The following is a 20,295-nucleotide window of genomic DNA, read 5'->3' on the forward strand; positions in this document are numbered from 1 at the left end:
ATTTTACGGTCATCACAAAGGACTTTTATTGATATATGTCACATTAAAAATACTGAGATGGAATATTAGGTGTGATTTGTATCACTATTTTGTGTTCGAGTTTGAACTTAAATGATGTTTCAACCTAGTTTTGTAACCAAATTACAACTTGTTGCATATTCGCAAGGTTATAAATACAGGGGCGGCTATTAAAAAAGAAAGTGGTTTAAATTTGATACAGAATCCTGATAATAGCCCATCCAAACTTTCCCCCTTTGATAGGCTGTACTTCCCATGTTTAATTGGTTTGAGCGATTGACCAAGGCATTTCCTGAGCACGAATCAGGAAAACCACCCAAAACACTCGTCGGCTTCTGCCGCTTTTATACCAAGGGCTTTGAGTTTCCTCTGATCGCAATGGCGGTTCTTAGTGCTTTGATCGCGATCTCTGAAGTGACCTTATTGCGCTACCTTGGTGAACTGGTTGATATTCTAGCGAATCAAGATAGAGCAACGTTTTGGCAAGATCAGGGTGACCGAATTCAAAACATGCTGATCTTGGTTGTACTGATCATGCCTACTTTGGGTTTTCTGCATTCGATGATCATGCACCAGACGTTACTGGGTAACTACCCAATGTCTATTCGCTGGCTCATTCACCGATACCTACTTAAACAAGCCGTTGGTTTCTTCCAGCGTGATTTTGCTGGGCGCGTTGCAACCAAAGTCATGCAGAGTGCATTGGCCGTGCGTGAAACCGTGATGAAATTGCTAGACGTATTGGTTTATATCTCAGTTTATTTTGTCTCGATGATTTGGATGATGGGGGAATCCGACATTATCTTGATGATACCAATCTTGATTTGGCTCGTTCTTTACATCTTTATCCAGCTGTATTTTATTCCGCGTATGAAGCAAGTCGCGACCGATCAGGCCGATGCTCGCTCGATAATGACCGGACGGATCGTTGATTCTTATACCAATATTTCAACTGTGAAGCTATTTGCACACTCTCAGCGTGAGTTAGATTATGCAGAGAGCAGTATGAAGGGCTTCCTGAAAACTGTGTATCGACAGATGAGAATGGTAACGTGCCTGCTATTGAGTGTGGATGCGATTAACTATCTGCTTCTACTTTCTATTGCGGCGACGTCAGTCATGCTTTGGTTAGATGCGAGCGTAACTATTGGTGCTATTGCTGTCGGTGTTAGCATTGCGCTGCGTGTTCAGGGTATGTCGAAATGGATCATGTGGGAAGTCAGTTCGCTGTTTGAGAACATCGGTACCGTAGTCGATGGTATGAATACCATCTCAAACGAGGTTGAAGTCAAAGATGCGCCAAACGCTAAACAGTTAGAAATCAAACAAGGTGCGATTGAATTTGATAACGTACAGTTTAACTACAGTGATGAAAAATCGGTATTCAATAACCTCAACTTGAATATCAAACCGGGTGAGAAAGTGGGTATTGTTGGTCGCTCTGGTGCAGGTAAATCAACGCTGCTCAACTTACTATTGCGTTTTTTCGATGTGAATAGTGGTACGATTCGAATTGATGGCCAAGATATCTCTAAAGTTGAACAGGAATCTTTGCGTCAGCACATAGGTATGATCACTCAAGACACTTCATTACTTCACCGTTCCATTAAAGAAAACATTTTGTATGGCGATCCTGATGCATCAATGGACGATTTGATTTCTGCGGCTAAGCAAGCCCATGCTCATGATTTCATTCAAGAACTGAAAGATGAGAACGGCAATAAAGCTTACAATGTGGAAGTTGGAGAACGTGGTGTAAAACTCTCTGGTGGTCAACGTCAGCGTGTGGCGATCGCGCGTGTACTTCTTAAGAATGCTCCTATCTTAATTATGGATGAAGCAACATCTGCACTGGATTCTGAAGTGGAATCGGCGATTCAAGAAAACCTTGAAGCATTAATGGAAGGTAAGACGGTGATCGCGATTGCCCACCGACTGTCAACGATTGCAGCGCTAGACCGTCTGATCGTTATGGACCAAGGTAAGGTTATCGAGCAAGGTTCACACAAAGAGCTTCTTGAGTTAAACGGGGTATATGCCCAGCTTTGGAAACACCAAACTGGCGGTTTTTTGGGATGATTTAAACGTTTCAGCAGAAATAACGAGTCAGCAAGAGGGCGGCTCGTTATTTCTGAGTTAGGTCATTGCGAGCGGTTAAAGTGGTATAGCACTTTGACCTCTAAGTTGCAGGACTGGGAGGCTTACCCTTTCTTATCGCAGTTTGTTAGCGGTAAGGGCAAATTAGTAAGTCATCTTTAGTCCATTCGGGTAATAATGGTCTGCTCGTCGTCGACAAACGCGACATAACCCCCGTGATAGATAAACACACGACCACGCCCTTCAACTAAGCAGGCGAGCTGTGGGTTCAAATCTTCTTCGTTAGCTAAACTCTGAAACGTGCCTGTATCAGTGATTACGCCATCGAGTTCAGGTAAATACCCGTAAGCGCGCTTAGCTTGATCAATTAGGCTCAGTTCGCTGGTGGTAGAAAAGTATGAGGGGATGACACCGGCTTCTTCGATAAAAAGCGGTTTCAGTTCTTCAAAGGCAGTAATAACTAGCCAGTCGATATCGTTAACACGATGGATAAACATAGAGTATCTCGGTAATTCTGATGCGCTGATTTTATCACTACTAAGGAAGTTCGTAGTAGTGGGGAGTGGTATAAGGAGAGCATTCTTTTCTGTTTCTTGGACATTAACTAGACCAAGCTTTAAGTGTGTTTTTGTCCAAATGCGCTTTGGTAGAGGCTTTAAACTCGGAATGGCCCGAAAAAGTGTTTCAGCTTACGTTAAACGTGGAGAATAGGAAGTTTACGTTAACAAGCGTAATATTAGCTGTAATTAACTAGTCTCATAGTTTTTCCATAAAAATCCTTAATTTCATATACTATTCATGTTCTTAAATCGCAGTATGATTATGAATTTACTATACCAAACTCTGAACCACATATCTGAGCTACTTGTTTAAGAGTACTTGTGAACTAATAATCATGAAGTTACTTCATTCTCTTTACTAATAGTTAAACAGTATAAAAGGTTTGAAAGATAGATAGGTCAATAAACAGGACTCTGACACGTTCACCTTGCTTGCTTGATTGCTTCTTTAAGCGATGCCTGAGCGACTTCCTGCATATGATGTAAGCTGGAAACCTGAGTTAGTGTATCTGTCATCGCAATATCGTGTAGGCGCTGACGGGATTGTTCTACTTCGGCTAACGCTTCATATAGATCCGTTACGTCATACTCAACCACTAGCAACAAAAACTCGCCAGTTAACGGGTGACGTGTTCGGCGAATATCGAGGGCGTGCTGACGATCACCTTGAGCGGTACTCATGACATAGTCCCAGCGACCTCCGCTGTTTTCTATTGCCGTCTGCAGACATTCATGTCCTTGTTCTGGATCGGCGAAACGCGCAACAAACGAGCAGAGTCCATCGGCAAGCGGTTCTCTGTTTAGATGTGCGTAAGTCTCGGTGGCGGCCGGATTTTCAATAACGACGTCGCCGGAATCAGTAAAGGTAGTCGCCGCGACACGGGTGTAACGCATCGCTTCAACTAAGAGAAGGTTCTCTGGTTGTTCACCCAGTTCCACTTTTTCATTGATGAAAGCGATAATGCCGCGATGCTTATTTGGACCCAACAATACCGCTCGGTGCATCATAAAGATGGTTTTAGGTTTACCGTTCGGGTAGGTCGTCCATGGGTCTATAGTGAGGCCATTTTTAGCGGCTAACTCAAAGGTTTGGGCTGTTCTGTCTTTGGCTCCCTGAGTATCGCCGGATAAGTCTTTGTCTATGAGTTGCTGAAGGTTATCCAACCCCCAAAATTCAACGGCGGCTTGATTGCCCCACCACCAGCCATGTTTATCCAGATCAAAAAACCAGACAACGTTAGGAATAAGCGAATATAGCGCTAACTCGTCATGGCTTTTTATATGTACCAAATGATCGTAGTTTCCTTTACTTTCCATACTGTGCGATTTTTTAACCACCATGTTTAGCATGTTATCACAATAATACGGCTGTTAAAGCTAGGTTAAACTCAAACGTCAGTGACCAAAAAAGAGCCTATCCAGTTGGATAGGCTCTTGCTCTTTCAGGGTGGGGGGAGTACTTAAGCTGTTGCTGGCTGTTTTTCTTCAGCGCGGCTTTTTAAGAATGCGTAACCGAAGCCTGTCACTGCCGTACCTGCTGCAATAGCCACTAAGTACATGAATACTGGTGTAATTGCATTTGGAATAAGCAGTACAAATAGACCACCGTGTGGTGCCATTAGTTGAGCACCAAACAGCATAGATAGAGCACCAGTTAGTGCGCCACCGACCATACAAGCTGGGATAACACGCATTGGGTCTTTGGCTGCAAATGGGATTGCCCCTTCAGAGATGAAGCAGAGACCCAGTACAAATGATGCTTTACCTGCTTCACGTTCGCTTTGCTCAAATTTATTTTTAGCGATGAACGTCGCAAGGCCCATACCTAAGGCAGGCACCATGCCAGCAGCCATAATTGCTGCCATTGGAGCATAAGTTTGTGAAGCTAACAGACCAACACCAAATGCGTAAGCGGCTTTGTTTACTGGGCCACCAAGGTCGAAACACATCATTGCGCCAAGGATAATACCTAGAACAACGGCACTGTCAGACCCCATGTTATTTAGGAAATCAGTCAAGGCAGTCATGATGCCTGCAACAGGGCCACCCACGATGTAGATCATAGTTAAACCTGTGATCAGCGTGCCGACAAAAGGAATGATCAGAATAGGTTTGAGCGCTTCCATTGATTGAGGAAGCGAGATTTTTTCAGCGAGCAATTTTGCAGAGTAACCAGCAATGAAGCCTGCTGCGATACCGCCAAGGAAACCCGCGCCAGTTGAGCTAGCAAGCATACCACCGACGAGACCAGGAGCTAGACCAGGGCGGTCTGCAATCGAAAATGCGATAAAGCCCGCGAGAACTGGGATCATCAACGCAAACGCCGAACCACCGCCAATGTTCATCAGAGCGGCCGCCAGGGTACCTTCTTCTTTAAACGCTTCGATACCAAATACGAAAGACAGGGCGATGATCAAACCACCGGCAACCACCACTGGTAACATATGCGACACACCTGTCATTAGGTGTTTGTACACGCCTTTCTTCTCTTCTGTATCAGCCGGGCTTGCAGAGCCAGAGTGCTGATACGTTGTCGCTTGCTCGAATGCTTTGTCCATCTCTTCCGATGTTTTCTTAAGCGCAGGCCCCGTTTTAGTGCGGTACATTTTTTTACCGTTGAAGCGATCAAGTGGAACTTCAATGTCAGCCGCGATGATCACGAGATCTGCTTGTTCTAAGTTCAACAGCATGCTTGGTTGCATGCTCTAAAAAAGCAGTAGGGTCTTTCATCACCTCTTTGATGTCATCTTGGTAGACTTTTTTACCAATAAATCGAGAGGTATCAACGGGCGTACTGGCAGCGATGATGATCACTTCAGCTTGGTCAATATCTTGGACCGATAGAGGAGTGGATTCGATAACACTAGATTGGCATTCAATTTTAGCATTCCATCCTAGTGTTGCTGCTGCTTGTTCTAATAAGCCAGCTGCAAGGATGCTATTTGCAACGCCGCTTGGACATGCTGTGATAATGGCTATATTCATAGTTATGACCTTCTGTTCCTTAGTTTGTGCCTGTTTCAGGCATATCTAGGTTCGTAATTGGAGTTAGCTCGCTCACTTGAGTTTGGAGCTGAATAGAGTCCAGTTCTTGTTGACTGGTTATACCCACGCCGACTTGTGTGACTGCGAGTGCAGACAGCGCAGTGGCGAAGCGTAATATTTCTGGTTTTATCATTTGCTGCATGTGACCCCAACAGAGGCTAGCGACAAGTGTGTCTCCTGCACCAACCGTACTGACCACTTCCATGCGCGGAGGCTGTGAGCGAAGCCATGTATTGTTGCTGAGCCACATCACGCCATCTGAGCCCATAGATACAACTATGTTGTCGATGCCTTTATCACTCAATGCAGCTGCGGCGCGTTGGCATTTTTCTGGTGTGTCTAAATGCTCACCCACAAAGTCACTTAGCTCTTCATCGTTTGGTTTGATTAACCACGGTTGAGATTCTATGCCTGCTCTAAGCGCAGCTTTGCTGCTATCGAACAGAACTCTTTTCCCTTGTTGATGAAGCTTTGCGATCCAAGCTGCGCATTGCTCTGGCGTAATGCCTCTAGGTAGGCTCCCCGCAAGCACAAAGTAGTCATGAGTTTCCGCTAGCTCGAACAGGGTTGATTCAAACAGCGCGATATCTTCAGCGGTCACTTCAACGCCTGGAAAGTTGATATCACTGACTGAACCGCTTTCTTCGACAAGCTTAACGTTGATGCGCGTTGCACCATCAACCTCAATAAAACGATTAGTGACTTGTAATTCGTCAAACAGCTGGTGGAATAGCTCTGGGTTGTCTTTGCCTAAAAAACCCGTCACGGTAACGTCTGCTCCTAGATCACTTAGAACTTTCGCAACGTTGACGCCTTTACCTGCTGCATGAAGGTTGCTTTTCTCAACTAAGCTAACCGAGCCGGCATTTAACCGCGACAAGCTACCGGTTAAGTCTAGGGCAGGGTTTAGGGTTATGGTGACGACCTTGTTTGTTTTCATCATGACCATGGGGTTAGCCCTCGCCCAGACCAGATTCAATCGCTTGACCAATGGATTGTAGCGCTTGAGATGCGTCTGTACCCTCGGCAGTGAACTGCAAGCTATGACCATGTTTAACGCCAAGCGCGATAACCTTCATCAGGCTTTTCGCATTTGCCGCTTTTCCGTCACCATCTAGGTTGATAACACGAATGTTTGATTCAAATTTTTTCGCTTCGGCGACCAGCATGGCACCAGGGCGGGCATGCAGACCATGGGCGTTCTTAATCTTAAATACTGCAACCTTGTCCTCGCTTGTCGGTTGAGTAGCAGAAACTTCTTCACCTTTAAGCATGCCAATCAGTTGTTCTAAGGTGCCCTCAAGCAGCTTATCTTGCTCACCTTTGAATACGATTTGAGACAGTGAGTTAAGAACAGCTTGGTGAGCATTGTTGCACGCAGCAAACGCGATCAATCCACGAACTTTTTCTCCTTGGTATTCGCAATCATTGGCTGTTGAAACAAAGGATAATCCAGTGTGAGTAACATGTTTGTTACTGCCAACCAACCATAGACCTTTCCCTAAGTGGGTAGGCGCTTTGGTGACAAGGTCTGCGACAAACTCGCTGTTAGCACAACCTTTGTTTTTCAGTAAGCCGCCAGCTACGGCACTTAGTTGAATCATGTCGGTTGCTGGAAACTGAAGCTGAACCAAAGATGAATCCAAATCAGCTTGTAGCTGCACATCACCATTAAGCAGTGCAATGATATTGTGTGCTGAACTTGCCATGCGCAGGCGCTCTTCAACACCGTCTGCACTTAACACCTTAGTCAGCTGTTTAAGAATGCCTAAATGCTCGTCAGATTTGGCTGCAATACCAATTGCAACATACGCGATGTTGCCATCGCCCCAGTCGACGCCTTGAGGGAAGTGGTGAACAGCCACACCTGTGGTTTTCACCATACCGCGAGTGTCTGTAGTACCATGTGGAATTGCGATGCCGTTGCCTAAAAAGGTCGAGTTCTGGTTTTCGCGGTTTAGCATTCCTTCAACATAACCTTGCTCAACAAGATCTTTTTCAGTCAGAGACTGAGCAATGCTTTTGATTGCTTCAGACTTGTTTGACGCTGATTGTGCAAGCGTAATGTCATTCTGATTTAGCTTAAGCATGGGCTCTCCAATATCAGTTATTGGTTAGACAAAGAGACTCTTTAGTCGCCTTGCTAATCAGTTTGCTGAAGGCTGAAACGATTCAGCAAATGATTAAATAAAAATGTTAAAATAAAAATCGTTTGTTTTGTTAAAGCACTCAGGAAAACTAAAGGTGAACAAGCCGACCGTTTTGGTGAGCAATCTCTATTTTTAAGTTTTGCTGAATCCTTTCAGCTTTTATACTGAATCGTTTCAGCATATAATGCAATGTATCCAAGGATCAGAAATTAATAACTATGATCCTGCGCACAGAACAAGGCTTAATGAATGACGTTAGATGAGATAGCGAAACTTGCCGGAGTATCCAAAACGACTGCAAGTTATGTGATAAATGGGAAAGCACAAAAGTACCGCATAAGTGAAAAGACGCAGCGTAAAGTTATGGCGGTCGTCGAGGAGTATAACTATAAGCCCGATGCCGCAGCTTCTGCACTTCGTGCGGGTAACTCTCGCTCATTTGGCTTGATTATCCCTGACCTTGAAAACACCAGTTACGCGCGCCTTGCTAAGTTGATTGAGCAAAACTCTCGCGGGGCTGGTTATCAAATTTTGATTGGCTGCTCTGATGATGATCCTGAGATCGAGCGTAACGTTGCCGAGGCACTGATTAGTCGCCGCATTGACGCGCTATTTGTCGCCAGCAGTATGCCAGATGCGAATGATTACTACCTAAACATCCAACAATCGGGAACGCCAATCATCGCACTTGATCGTCCTTTGGATGATGAACATTTCGCTTGTGTTATTAGCGAAGACTTTGATAGTGCTTTGGAGCTGACCGCGTCGGTTCTTGAGTCTAATGTTAGCTCAATAGGTTTGATAGGCGCATTGCCAAACTTGCCGATTTCTAGAGATAGGGAGCAAGGCTTTATCTCGACATGCACTAAACACAATGTCTCGAATCAAATTGGGTATGGTGAACACTTTTCAAGAGAAGAAGGTAAGCGCCTTTTTTTATCTTGGGTAGAGCAAAACATATTGCCTGATGCGGTCATCACGACATCTTACACCTTGCTAGAAGGTGTGTTGGACGCAATGCTAGAAAAGCCAGCCTTGATGGATAAAGTAAAGCTTGCGACATTTGGAGATAACCGACTTCTGAACTTTCTGCCGTTTAAGGTCAACTCACTTCCTCAGCAATTCTCCTTGATTGCCGATAGTGCCATGGCACTTGCATTGAATGCCACCGCGAAACGATATAGCCCAGGAATAGAGTTGATCCCCAGAAAGATAGTTATTCGGATGTAAAGCCTGACTTGATTAATTGAGTCACGGCGTTATTGCCATTGATTTACCGAGAGGTAACAGGCGTTACCTCTCAGAGCGGTTATAGATTCGAATTTCTTCTAGAACCTCGATGTGATTGAAACTCATCCATATCAATAAACTCATTTTGGTCGATGTCAATGTTATCAAACATGCTTTCGCTAGAAGATGAGTTCCTTAATAGACGGCCTTCAGATTTACGCAGTTCTTGCCTTGCTTTCTGAAAGTCAGCAAATTCCTCTTTAGATATTAAGCCATCTTGGTTTACATCAATATCCGTAAAAACAGGAGCTTGCGACATTCTCTCTGTTTGTCCATTTCCTTTTCCAGCAGCATTTACTGAAACAGAAACGGTTAAGAAGCTAAGCAATATAGGAAAGATGTATTTATTCATAATTACCTCCATTACTAATTGTCAAACTCATTATACTCTCCAATAACCATGGTTAGTGTAAGGTTATGTAAAGAGTTAATCTGAAAGCGATAAAGTCTTATTAGTGAAACTAGAGAATGATACTCGAGTAATTTTGTTAGTTAGGATTGATAGCATAGGTTTAGGCCAGGTAAGGTTAAGTTAAGTGGTTGAGTTGCCTAACAATCAGAGAGTTTTGTTCGAGGTATCACTTGCGCTTAAGGGTTTTCAACAGTTTGAGGGTGAGTTCAAGGGAACTGTCGAACATCAATGAGTTTTATGGTGCAAAATTAACTTGCCGAGTAGTTGTCCAGTATAGGAGTGATATGGGCTGGGGTCTTTTCATCAGCACAGTTTGTACCTGCGCGATCATATTTGTTGTTTTACAGCCAATTTATCACCACAAGAATGCGACTCTAGTCGTGCTGAGTTTATTGCTAATCTACTTAGCATTCAGTGGTTATAACTTTTTTTATGGCGACATTCGAGGTGACATGATGTCATTTGCAGTGTTTGGAGATATGTTGTCAGAACACGCACAGCGAGGCGGTTTGATAACCATCACCCACGATATAGCGCTCGCTCAACGCTTAGGTGGCGACATCATAGTAATGAAGCAAGGAAAAGTGGTGGAAACGGGGTGCGTCGAGGATGTCTTGGCTAACCCACAATCTGATTATACTACGGCGCTCATTGAGTCGAATCCTCAATATTGGCCTAAGCGAACACCTGCTCAATCTTACAACGCCCTAATTAGTGTCAAAGATATCTCGTTGGTTCGAAATCACGCAACACTTTTTGAGGGTGTCTCTTTTTCGCTTAAAGAGGGAGAGGTTCTGGGCGTATACGGACAGAGTGGTTGTGGAAAAACCAGTTTGGCAGATGCGTTACTAGGATTGTTAACGCCTTCGAAGGGGAAGATTCGCTATCATCAAGCCGTTGGAGTGGGGCAGAAACTCAAGCTTTATCAAGATCCCCCGAGTGCGTTTTCGGCTCATGTGACTCTTTTGCAACTGCTCGATGATTTGCAGTCAATTCATCCTTTTGACAGCGCTGAGGTTCTTCCGTTGATGAAGCAATTAAAATTGGACACGAGTCTACTAGATCGTACGCCCAGGCAGATATCTGGAGGGGAGTTACAACGCTTCGCTATATTGCGTGCTCTTCTCATGAAGCCAAAGCTATTGATTGCAGATGAACCGACGTCGAGGCTTGACCCTATTGCTGCAGCTGAGACCCTACAGCTATTGACTTCGTTAGCGACTGAGCGTCAATGTAGTCTGATGATTATTGGACATGATCAAGTGGCACTAGAGAAACTCTGCGATAAGGTAATTGATCTACACCAATATGCTCCTACTTCAGAATCATGCCAGTCTGTTAACTGTTTAGTGGATGCGCAACAAATATAAAGATTTTGTACAATTAATCTATTGACCCGTCTATAAGGCTAGGGTTCAAGATGCACATTCGGTCAAACAGTGGAGCACGTATGCTAACCGTCACTCAAATCGCGAAACAGTTCGGCATATCTCGAACGACTATTTTGTATTACGAGAAAGAACAACTTTTGATGCCAGCTTATCGTTCAGACAATGGATATCGTTGGTATGGAGAGAGTGAGGTCGAGCGTTTAGCAGCCATTAGCTCTTATCGCTCGTATGGGTTGTCAGTGTCTAGTATTCGTTCTCTGCTTGACCGAAGTGGAGAGTCTCAAGGCCAAATTTTGAAAGATCATTTCAATGAGTTGGAAAGAGAAATCCAAACCTTACGATCGCAGCAGAAAGCCGTTGTCGTGTTGCTTCAAGAACCAAGCTTATTAGAGGAAAACATTGTGAATAAAGAACGTTGGGTAGAAATCATGGTTGCCGCTGGGTTTAATGAGTCTGATATGATCAAGTGGCACCAAAAATTTGAAGAGTTAGAGCCCAAAGAGCATCAGAAATTCCTAGAGTCTTTGGGGATATCGAGTGATGAAATTAGCAAAATTAGAGCGTTATAGCCGCCGAATAATAGGATAGCCTCAGTGTAGAGGCTATCCATATTAGCATCGTGTGTTTTTAATGCTATTCAGCTCTGAGCTGAGCAATCACATAATCTAGGGCACCGACAATAGCAGCGACCTGAGCGTCATTACACTCATCGTCGGTGACTTTCGGGCTATCTGGGTAGACTTCAGTGGTTGTGCCGTAGGTGCAGTTTGTGACACCGCCACAAAGGCCAAGTTTAACCATTGGATAGTTTATCACTCCGTGATGAACCACTGGTGAGCCAATGATTTCGCCTCTCTCGTCAGCAGGAGCAATATGAGTGACTTTACTCACTGATTCAATCACCGCTGCTTGGAACTGTGGTTGCGGGTTTTCGCTATCGCCTACTGTATAGAATCCATCAGGAATCATACCTTCGATGTATTCAATGCCATCACGCGCAGCAAGGGCTGGGCGAAACTCGCTCTCATCGGTGTCTGTGGTTTCGTGCAGATCGATATGGACCAGTACGTTACCAATAGATTCAACTAGTTTGATAAGGTTAGCTGACTCTTCAGCAGGTGAGTCTTGGTAGAATGAACGGTTTGGGTCAAGCGCGAGTGGATTCCAGCGGTTGATGGTTTCATACCCCCAAGGGCTGACGCATGGTGCGATAACTAGGTTGAAGTGAACGCTGTATTTTGCCATTTGGTTGGCCGAAAATTTAAGTGCGCCATGAACGCCACTGGTTTCGTAACCGTGTACACCGCCTGTAATGAGAACGACAGGTTTAGACTTGTCCCAGTTATTCGATTTAATACAAAACAGTGGGAAGCGCTCTGGGTTGTATGAAAGCTCACCATACTGCTCTACGCTAAATTGTTCAGCGAGTGCTTTGATTTTCGGTACGACTTCTTGCTGGTATTCGCGTTTTATCGTGGTTTGCTCACGCCAAGCGACTCGCTCGGCTTCACCCCATTTTTCTCCAGGGGTACCAATAGGATAAGTGTAAGAACTGCGCATGACTTTGCCTTTATTGTACGTTTTAATTTCGCCAAACAGGATAGTTTGCCCACTTCGAGCAGGCAAATATTATCGGGCACAATTAGCAATATTGACCGGATTTTTACCTTGTTATCCCCTTCATTCTTGAAGCTGCAGCTTTGTTAACTGCGCCAATTCCCTCTAATCACATAGAACACCTATGCTCATAGGGTTGAACTATCTTGTTGCCGTGCTGCAACTCCAATTATTCTGGGTATAGCTGTGCTTGATTAGTCTTCGTCGTTTGATTCGGCAATTTGCTTGATGGCAGACACGAGCAAGTCAGTGGTTTGTGCGCCAGAAATGAGATGCTTGCGGTTTATGATGATGGCGGGCACCGCATTGATTCCAGCTTCCAACCACTGTTGCTCGGTGTTAGCAACGGTTTCCGCCCAGCTATCATCTTCTAATACAGCTCGAGCCGTTTCAGCATCTAGACCTAACGCGGTAGCACACTCAACTAACACTTCTGTGTTGCTGACATCTTTGCCATCGGTAAAGTAGGCATGGAATAGGGCGAGTTCTAAATCGAGCTGTTTGTCTTGGCTTTGCGCCCACATGAGTAACTGGTGCGCTTTACGTGTGTTGTAGATGTGGGTATCGTCATTGAAGTTGAACTCGAAACCGACCTCTTTACCTAGCTGTGTAAGGGTTTCGCGCGCGGAAATACTGGCTTCGGTTGTGGTGCCGTACTTTTCTGCTAAGTGCTCACGCAAGTTTTGTCCTTCAGGCGCCATGGCGGGATTAAGCTCAAAAGGATGCCAATGAACCTCTGCGTCAATATCATCCGCTAGCGTCTTTAAGGCTTGTTCTAGGCGCTTATAGCCGATAATGCACCAAGGGCAAACCACATCAGAGACAATATCAATCTGAATCTTTTTCATACGTAAATCCTTCTACCACACGAGTAAAGTATAGTGTTGTTGTAAGCCTTTACTATATTTAATAATCTACTCGCTTAATCATCTACGCCTAATTACTACTACGTAAAAAAACGTCTTAGGGGTGAATATTTTAGATTAAAAGCTCTGGTAGGATAACGCACTATGACCACTATAGATACTCGAGTGACTTGGATTTGAAGCGCGTTTGCATTGATTATTAGCGCAATGTCACCTGAATTTAGTGTAGTGATTTGAATTATGTAAAGGAGTTCGTTATGAGCACTTCTCAAGCGACTGATGTCATTTTGCATGCATTTGATTGGCCCTACGAAATGATTGAACGTAGAGCGGATCAAATCTATAAAGCAGGATACAAAAATGTCCTCGTTTCACCACCAATGAAATCTTTTAAAAGTGAATCGGGTACACAATGGTGGCAGCGTTACCAGCCACAGGATTACCGCGTAATCGATAACCAATTAGGTAACACGGAAAGTTTTACCTCGATGCTAGAGGCATTGGCTGCTTATGGCATCGGTGTGTACGCTGATGTGGTGTTCAATCACATGGCCAATGAGTCTTCGCAAAGAACGGATCTTCAGTATCCAAGCGCAGTCGATATGCAAACCTACGCACATTCTACTCAACATTTTGAGAAGCAGCGTCTGTTTGGTGATTTGTCTCAGCCTCTGTTTGACCACAATGATTTTGAAGAAGCCTTCGGTATCGAAGATTGGGAAGATCGCTGGCAAGTACAAAATGGTCGCATTACTGGCGGGCCTACGGACCCGGGCTTACCAACATTGCGAGTTTGTCCGCATGTGGTTGAGCAGCAGCAAAGCTATCTGAAAGCGCTAAAAGCGATTGGCGTTAAAGGGTTCCGTATTGATGCTGCTAAGCATATGACCTTGGAACACCTCAAGCAGGTTTGGACTGACGAGATTTGCCACGACATCCATATTTTTGGTGAGATCATTACCAAAGGTGGCGCGACAGAAACGGAATATGAGTTGTTCTTACAGCCATATCTAGCAGAAACCCGCTTGGGCGCATATGACTTCCCGCTTTTCCAAACCTTGTATGATTCACTGCAAGCTGGTGGCAGTTTAAAGAGCTTAGTCGACCCATACTGCTTTGGTCTTGCTCTATCAGAGACGCGTGCGATTACCTTTGCCATTACTCATGACATCCCAAATAACGATGTATTTGCTAACTTGGTGATGACTGAGGAGCAAGAGTGGCTAGGTTACTGTTACCTACTTGGTCGCGATGGTGGTGTACCACTGATTTACACTGACCTAGATACTAGTGGTATTGTCAGTCAAGCTAAGCAGCCTCGTTGGCAAGATGCGTGGAAAGACGAAAAGATGATTGCTGCGATTGATTTCCATAACCGTATGCACGGTAGCCAGATGAAAATTGTTGAAGCCTCTGATGACCTGTTGGTATTTAGCCGTGGTAATGAAGGGTTAGTGATTATCAACAAATCGAGCCGCTCGCAAACCGTTGAGTTCAGGGCGAAATCCGAATGGGTAGATTTGCTGACTCAATCTACCTTTACCCCTAGCCAAGGACAATGCACGACTTTGATTGAGCCGAACACGGCCATGATGCTGGTGGCGAAGTAATCACGGACTATATTGAAAATAAAAGCGCACTGCTAAACAGTGCGCGTTGTTCTTCTCTGTATTGCTAAACCGTAAACTTGTTCAAGATCGAGTCTTGCTCACGAATGTTTTCTGTTTGCGCTTGCATAGCAATATTGGCATTCTCCGCAGCATCGGCGACTTGTGTCGATAGATCTTTAATCTTCACCGTATTGGAGTTGATCTCTTCCGCAACTAAGCTTTGCTCTTCTGCCGCAGAGGCAATTTGGATGTTCATGTCACTGATGCGTTGAATCGCATCACGGATGCTTTCTAGCGCCACATTGGCTTCTTGAGCACGTTCTACGGCATTGGAAGCGGTCGTTTTACTCATATTCATCGCATTTGCAACTGAGCTTGCCCCAGCTTGAAGTTGCTCAATCATGCTGCGTATCTCTGTGGTTGATTCCTGAGTGCGCTGCGCAAGGGTTCTTACTTCGTCAGCAACTACCGCAAAACCTCGACCCGATTCCCCGGCACGGGCGGCCTCAATGGCGGCGTTCAATGCAAGTAGGTTGGTTTGATCTGCAATGTCGTTGATGACTTTTAGAATTGTTTCAATGTTGTCAGTCGCAGATTCAAGGACTTTGACCTCTTCGACTGCTTCATCAATTTTCTGAGAAAGGTTGTCAATTGCAGCTGTAGTTTCGCTGACCACGGCAGTACCCGTAGACGTTGCTTCATCCGCCTCACGAGCCGCAGCGGCAGCACCTTGAGCATTGTTGGCGACGTCCCCAGACGTGGTTGCCATCTCATGCATTGCGGTGGCAAGTTGCTCCAACTCATGCAACTGGTCTTGCATTGCAGAAGCAGACTCTTGGAGCCCCATAGAGGTCATTTCCGAGCCACGAAGGATCTCTTCACCGATGGCTTTCGATTGTGAGATGAGCTGTTGCAACTTACTGGTGAACTCATTAAAGCCAGATGCCAACACAGAGAACTCTTGGTCAGTATTGGTATCAAGGCGTTTGGTTAAGTCCCCTTGACCTGTTGCAACCTCATCTATCGCTTGGTTCAAGGTCTCTAACGGACGCATCAAGGTCTTAATCAATAACAATAGAATGACGACACTTAACACTAGGGCTATAACCGTGTAAACCATGGAGCTGTTGCGAAGTTCCGCGAGTGATTGATATGCGACCTCTTCATCAAGTACCACGCCGATGTGCCAGTCTTCGCCCGGGACTTTAGAAAAATCGAGCGTATAGGCTTTGCCGTCAATCATTGCTTGCTGAGGATCTTCTTGGATAGGCGCCTTGCCAAGGAACTCTGACATCGGTTTGCCATTAAACTCTTTATTCGGGTGGGCAATAGTGGTCCCGTCACCTGAAACGATAAATACATATCCGGCATCGAACAGTTCTACGTTGTTAACCACTTCGGCTAAAGTCGCTAGGCTTACATCATAAAAAATCGCACCAACAAACTGTCCTTGGTGACGAACAGGTGTGGCGATAGAGACTAATATCTCGCCCGTAGCAGAGTCAGCGTAAGGGGCGGTAATGATCAGTTTCCCGGCATTTTTAGCATCGATATACCACGGTCGAGCGCGAGGATCCCAAGTCGGCCCCGGATTCCATGATGGGTCGTTGTTGATGTTTGAACCATCTTTTTCAAACCCTAAACCGGCTAAAAGAAAGGTATCTTTGATCAGTGGGCGAGTGATGACTTCTTCGATTTCTTTGGGGTTGAAGTCAACCTCTATCATGCTGGTCGCGTACTCGGCGATAGCTTTTCGACTGTTGATTTCTGCCGCTGTCGTGTTGCGCACTCCGTCGACAATTTCAGTCACGCTTGAGGTAACTTGCGTCATCACCTCACTTTTGACAGTACGGTATTGTTGCACTGTGAGAAGCGTTACAGTGGCGAGAAGTAGCAGAGAAGAAGCGGCCACAATCTTATGGCTGAATTTCATTTCAGTGTCTCCATCTATAGATGTGCTAGGTAACTTGGTTACTAATAGATCTATAGTTAGGAATTAGACATTTAGCCAATAAAACTACAACTTTTCGACTATTTAACGGCCCAAGAGTGTTCGTTCAAGATTGGTAAATAGTGCTTCATCGCCACCGAATAGCGCCTCAACAACAACCGCGCGCTTTTTACCAGATTGCATTTGCTTGTTTGCTTCACGGACTCGCAGCACTAACTTTAGTTCATTGGACAAGTTAGAGGCTTTATCTGCTTGCCATTGGTTGACCTGCTTGGTGAACTGAGATTCGGTTAATTCAGGTTTGAGGCTCGCGAGTTCTTGCTCTACAACATTAAGCAGAAGGACTTGTGCATCACAGCGCTCAGCGATAGTTTCTAAACGGTTCACAACAGCGGTGAGCAGTTCATTAGCATGGACAAAGCCCGCTTGTTTTGGAAAGCGAGTACGAACGCGAGACGAAACGGTGACACTTTGAGTTAGCGTATTCGGTGTGTAAGTGAGCGATACAAGCGTATCGAATGGCAGCCAAAACCATTGACCCGCTTCAAGCGCATATTCTAACTTTCCAAGCTTAACCAACACCAAACCTTGCGTAACCTTAATAAGTTGATGTCTTAGAGATTTCTTACGTGGTGTACACACGAGAAACTGGTCAAGTTGTGAGAGAAAATCAATAGTGTGATGCATGGGGCCAACCTCAAATTATGGGGCGCTAAGATTAACGTTTATTAGCTAAAAAGCCAACTTTGTGCAAAATAGGGCGCAGTTTCCAATAATTAGTGTGGTCTGACCTTCGCTAATCTGAGAGAACTATAGCTGCTAAGTGTGCCATCTATGCGTAGAATGGTCCCGATTTTTACCTGATGTATAAAATAATGACGACAAATAACGACCCATTTATTGAGATTCGTCCCTATAATGATGACGAAATTCCAGCGGCAATTGACCGTTTGGTGCAAGATGAAGAGTTTATCAGTGCCATTTTACAGCACCGCTTTTCCAACCACGCGGGCTGGTTTAAAGCCCTTATGTCTCCAGTGGTCAAGATCTACTTGAAAATGAAGTGGTCAAAGCTGGATTCAGTAGACACTATTCAACGCGAGATAAAGAAGTACTTAGATAATACGCTGAAAACGACCACTAAAGGCGTGACTTACAGCGGCTTAGACAAACTTGATCCTAGCCAAGCTTATCTGTTTGTCTCAAACCACCGTGACATTGCGATGGACCCTGCACTCGTCAACTACGGTTTGTTTGAAGGTGGGCACAAAACCGTACGCATTGCGATTGGTGACAACCTGTTGAAAAAGCCTTGTGCAACAGAGTTAATGAAGCTCAACAAGAGTTTTATTGTTAAGCGTTCGGCCAAAGGTCCACGCGAAATGATGAAAGCGCTGGGTACGCTGTCTGGCTACATTAAACACTCCCTTGATACTGGACATTCCATTTGGATCGCGCAGAAAGAGGGCCGAGCAAAAGATGGGAACGACTTTACCGACCCTGCAATCTTGAAAATGTTCCATGTTGAAGGTCGAAAGCAAAAACAGTCTTTCCCTGATTACATTAAGTCACTCAAGATTGTGCCTGTTTCTATCTCTTACGAGAACGATCCTTGTGATATTGCTAAGGCGAAAGAGCTTTATGCGAAAGAGTCTGAAGGTGGTTATGAGAAAGGTGAGTTTGAAGACATCGAAAGTATCATCCAGGGTATTATCGGCGAAAAAGGTCAAGTACATGTCGCGTTTGGTGATGTGATTGAGCAAGACTTTGAGACACCAGAAGCGTTAGCAGAAGAGATTGACCGTCAGGTGCATGCTAACTACAAGTTGTTCCCGATAAATGAATTAGCAGCGGGCAATGAAGGTGTGAGCGACGAAGTGAAAGCGACCTTAGCCAATAAGCTGAATCTATTGCCTCAAGCTGCACAACCCTATTTAGTCGCAAGCTATGCGAACCCAGTAAAGAATCGTCCATAGCGATTTTTTGAAAAAAAATAGCCTCGCAAATCGCGAGGCTATTTTGTCGATTTAACACTGAAATTAGTCGTAAATCGTCGGGATAGGTTGGCGTTTGTGCTGAGTCACCGTGTAGATGTGAATCAAGCGTTCAGTCACTTCCGCTGAAACAGATTTGCCTTCTAGGAAGTCGTCAATCTGATCGTAAGTCAGGTTTAGCGCATCTTCATCGGCTTTTTGCGGAGCTAACTCTTCTAAATCTGCAGTTGGTGTTTTCTTAACAAGGAGCTCTGGTGCACCAAGTGTCGCCGCTAGCTCTCGCACTTGACGTTTGCTTAGGCCAAACAGTGGGGCCATATCACATGCTCCGTCACCAAATTTGGTGTAGAAACCGGTAATGTTCTCAGCAGAATGGTCAGTGCCGATAACTAAACCGCCTACGTAACCAGCAATTTCGTATTGAGCCACCATCCTAGCGCGTGCTTTTACGTTTCCTTTAACAAAGTCTACTTTCGCGCTGTCTTGTGGAAGTAAATCTGTTCCCTCTAGAGCAAGGTTACTTGCCGCATGTAGTCCATCAACACCCGCTTTGATGTTGACAGAAACAGAGTGCGAAGGCTGAATAAAACTAAGAGCTAGTTGCGCTTCATCTTCGTCTTTCTGATCTCCATAGGGCAGGCGAACGGCAATAAATTGGTAGCCGCCGTCAGTTTCTTCATTGAGTTGATTGACCGCAAGTTGAGCCAAGCGACCACAAGTTGTTGAATCAACACCACCACTGATACCAAGTACTAATGATTTGCATCCTGCCTCTGTGAGTTTTCGCTTAATAAAATCGATGCGACGTGTAATCTCAAATTGAGGGTCGATCGATGGCAGAACGCGCATTTCATCGCGAATCAACTGTTCCATTATGTTTCCTTCCTGCAAGCAATGTGTTTAAAATTGAGCGCTAATATTGGTAGCTTTAACAAGTTTACCTGAGCTAAATTTACCGTAGCCAAAGTGAACGTGCTAAAGTCACCTGCCTATATCATACCGCAATCAAGGAATTAGAAAACTGTGATCACAGTTTTCAGTAACAAGTGAATGAGTAAAATGAGCAAAATCGCTATATTTGGCAGTGCATTCAATCCGCCGAGTTTAGGTCACAAGAGTGTGGTTGAGTCATTAGCTCACTTTGACCGAGTGTTTCTGTTGCCGAGTATTGCCCATGCCTGGGGGAAACAGATGCTCGACTATGCCGCTAGATGTGAACTGGTAGATGCCTTTATCGAAGACCTTAATATGGGTAATGTCGAACGCTCGAAAATCGAAGGGTCACTTCATACAC

Annotated in this window: 16 protein-coding genes and 2 pseudogenes; 7 read left to right on the forward strand and 11 right to left on the reverse strand. The window is 44.9% G+C overall.

All coding sequences use genetic code 11. The annotated features are described in order from the left end of the window. Positions 1-273 precede the first annotated feature (273 nt). Complete coding sequence (locus tag QTO00_RS04360; protein ID WP_331423214.1) at positions 274-2,097, forward strand: ABC transporter ATP-binding protein; 1,824 nt, start codon at positions 274-276, stop codon at positions 2,095-2,097. Positions 2,098-2,273: 176 nt separating this feature from the next. On the opposite strand, the gene QTO00_RS04365 is transcribed toward QTO00_RS04360, so the two are convergent. The 5 genes and pseudogenes from QTO00_RS04365 to fruB all read right to left on the reverse strand — a co-directional run bounded on the left by QTO00_RS04365 (position 2,274) and on the right by fruB (position 7,810). Continuing rightward, positions 2,274-2,612 carry a cytosolic protein gene (locus tag QTO00_RS04365; protein WP_331423216.1) on the reverse strand — a complete coding sequence of 113 codons (339 nt, stop codon included), beginning with the start codon at positions 2,610-2,612 and terminating at the stop codon, positions 2,274-2,276. A 486-nt stretch (positions 2,613-3,098) separates the two neighbouring features. Then, complete coding sequence (locus QTO00_RS04370; RefSeq protein ID WP_331423218.1) at positions 3,099-3,992, reverse strand: hypothetical protein; 894 nt, start codon at positions 3,990-3,992, stop codon at positions 3,099-3,101. Between the two features lie 143 nt (positions 3,993-4,135). Continuing rightward, positions 4,136-5,660: pseudogene (locus QTO00_RS04375) on the reverse strand (fructose-specific PTS transporter subunit EIIC). 19 nt (positions 5,661-5,679) lie between these two features. Next, positions 5,680-6,669 carry a 1-phosphofructokinase gene (pfkB, locus tag QTO00_RS04380; protein ID WP_331423219.1) on the reverse strand — a complete coding sequence of 330 codons (990 nt, stop codon included), beginning with the start codon at positions 6,667-6,669 and terminating at the stop codon, positions 5,680-5,682. Positions 6,670-6,673: 4 nt separating this feature from the next. Next, positions 6,674-7,810: a fused PTS fructose transporter subunit IIA/HPr protein gene (gene fruB, locus QTO00_RS04385; protein ID WP_331423221.1), complete on the reverse strand. Its 1,137-nt coding sequence runs from the start codon at positions 7,808-7,810 to the stop codon at positions 6,674-6,676. A gap of 309 nt (positions 7,811-8,119) precedes the next feature. On the opposite strand from fruB, the gene cra reads away from it, so the two are divergent. Beyond that, complete coding sequence (gene cra / locus QTO00_RS04390) at positions 8,120-9,100, forward strand: catabolite repressor/activator (RefSeq protein WP_331423222.1); 981 nt, start codon at positions 8,120-8,122, stop codon at positions 9,098-9,100. Between the two features lie 79 nt (positions 9,101-9,179). Here the strand turns inward: cra and QTO00_RS04395 are convergent, their stop codons facing one another. Further along, complete coding sequence (locus tag QTO00_RS04395; protein WP_038204373.1) at positions 9,180-9,512, reverse strand: hypothetical protein; 333 nt, start codon at positions 9,510-9,512, stop codon at positions 9,180-9,182. A gap of 344 nt (positions 9,513-9,856) precedes the next feature. On the opposite strand from QTO00_RS04395, the gene QTO00_RS04400 reads away from it, so the two are divergent. Next, on the forward strand, positions 9,857-10,942 hold the full coding sequence (locus tag QTO00_RS04400; protein ID WP_331423224.1) for an ATP-binding cassette domain-containing protein: 1,086 nt from the start codon (positions 9,857-9,859) through the stop codon (positions 10,940-10,942). A gap of 80 nt (positions 10,943-11,022) precedes the next feature. Beyond that, complete coding sequence (locus tag QTO00_RS04405; RefSeq protein ID WP_331423225.1) at positions 11,023-11,532, forward strand: MerR family transcriptional regulator; 510 nt, start codon at positions 11,023-11,025, stop codon at positions 11,530-11,532. 64 nt (positions 11,533-11,596) lie between these two features. Here the strand turns inward: QTO00_RS04405 and QTO00_RS04410 are convergent, their stop codons facing one another. Both QTO00_RS04410 and QTO00_RS04415 read right to left on the reverse strand, forming a co-directional pair. Beyond that, entirely contained in the window at positions 11,597-12,523 is a 927-nt protein-coding gene (locus QTO00_RS04410; RefSeq protein ID WP_331423227.1) for a M14 family metallopeptidase, read from the reverse strand. Positions 12,524-12,774: 251 nt separating this feature from the next. Further along, on the reverse strand, positions 12,775-13,428 hold the full coding sequence (locus QTO00_RS04415; protein WP_331423229.1) for a DsbA family oxidoreductase: 654 nt from the start codon (positions 13,426-13,428) through the stop codon (positions 12,775-12,777). A 275-nt stretch (positions 13,429-13,703) separates the two neighbouring features. Here QTO00_RS04415 and QTO00_RS04420 point away from each other — a divergent pair, with 275 nt between their 5' ends. Then, on the forward strand, positions 13,704-15,056 hold the full coding sequence (locus tag QTO00_RS04420) for an alpha-amylase family protein (RefSeq protein WP_331423230.1): 1,353 nt from the start codon (positions 13,704-13,706) through the stop codon (positions 15,054-15,056). A gap of 64 nt (positions 15,057-15,120) precedes the next feature. Here QTO00_RS04420 and QTO00_RS04425 read toward each other — a convergent pair whose 3' ends face one another. Together QTO00_RS04425 and QTO00_RS04430 are read right to left on the reverse strand one after the other, a co-directional pair. Further along, positions 15,121-16,989, reverse strand: a complete 1,869-nt coding sequence (locus QTO00_RS04425) for a methyl-accepting chemotaxis protein (protein ID WP_331423231.1) — start codon at positions 16,987-16,989, stop codon at positions 15,121-15,123. A 102-nt stretch (positions 16,990-17,091) separates the two neighbouring features. After that, positions 17,092-17,694 carry an AraC family transcriptional regulator gene (locus tag QTO00_RS04430; protein ID WP_331423232.1) on the reverse strand — a complete coding sequence of 201 codons (603 nt, stop codon included), beginning with the start codon at positions 17,692-17,694 and terminating at the stop codon, positions 17,092-17,094. 188 nt (positions 17,695-17,882) lie between these two features. Here QTO00_RS04430 and QTO00_RS04435 point away from each other — a divergent pair, with 188 nt between their 5' ends. Then, the gene (locus tag QTO00_RS04435; RefSeq protein WP_331423233.1) at positions 17,883-18,983 is read left to right on the forward strand and encodes a 1-acyl-sn-glycerol-3-phosphate acyltransferase; all 1,101 of its coding nucleotides are present in this window, start codon (positions 17,883-17,885) and stop codon (positions 18,981-18,983) included. 63 nt (positions 18,984-19,046) lie between these two features. Here the strand turns inward: QTO00_RS04435 and nadE are convergent, their stop codons facing one another. Further along, on the reverse strand, positions 19,047-19,874 hold the full coding sequence (nadE, locus tag QTO00_RS04440; RefSeq protein ID WP_331423234.1) for an ammonia-dependent NAD(+) synthetase: 828 nt from the start codon (positions 19,872-19,874) through the stop codon (positions 19,047-19,049). 186 nt (positions 19,875-20,060) lie between these two features. On the opposite strand from nadE, the pseudogene QTO00_RS04445 reads away from it, so the two are divergent. Continuing rightward, positions 20,061-20,295 (forward strand): annotated as a pseudogene (locus QTO00_RS04445) (nicotinate-nicotinamide nucleotide adenylyltransferase); the annotation flags it as partial.

Origin of the sequence: Vibrio sp. M260118, assembly GCF_036533755.1 — a bacterium.
Taxonomy (GTDB): domain Bacteria; phylum Pseudomonadota; class Gammaproteobacteria; order Enterobacterales; family Vibrionaceae; genus Vibrio.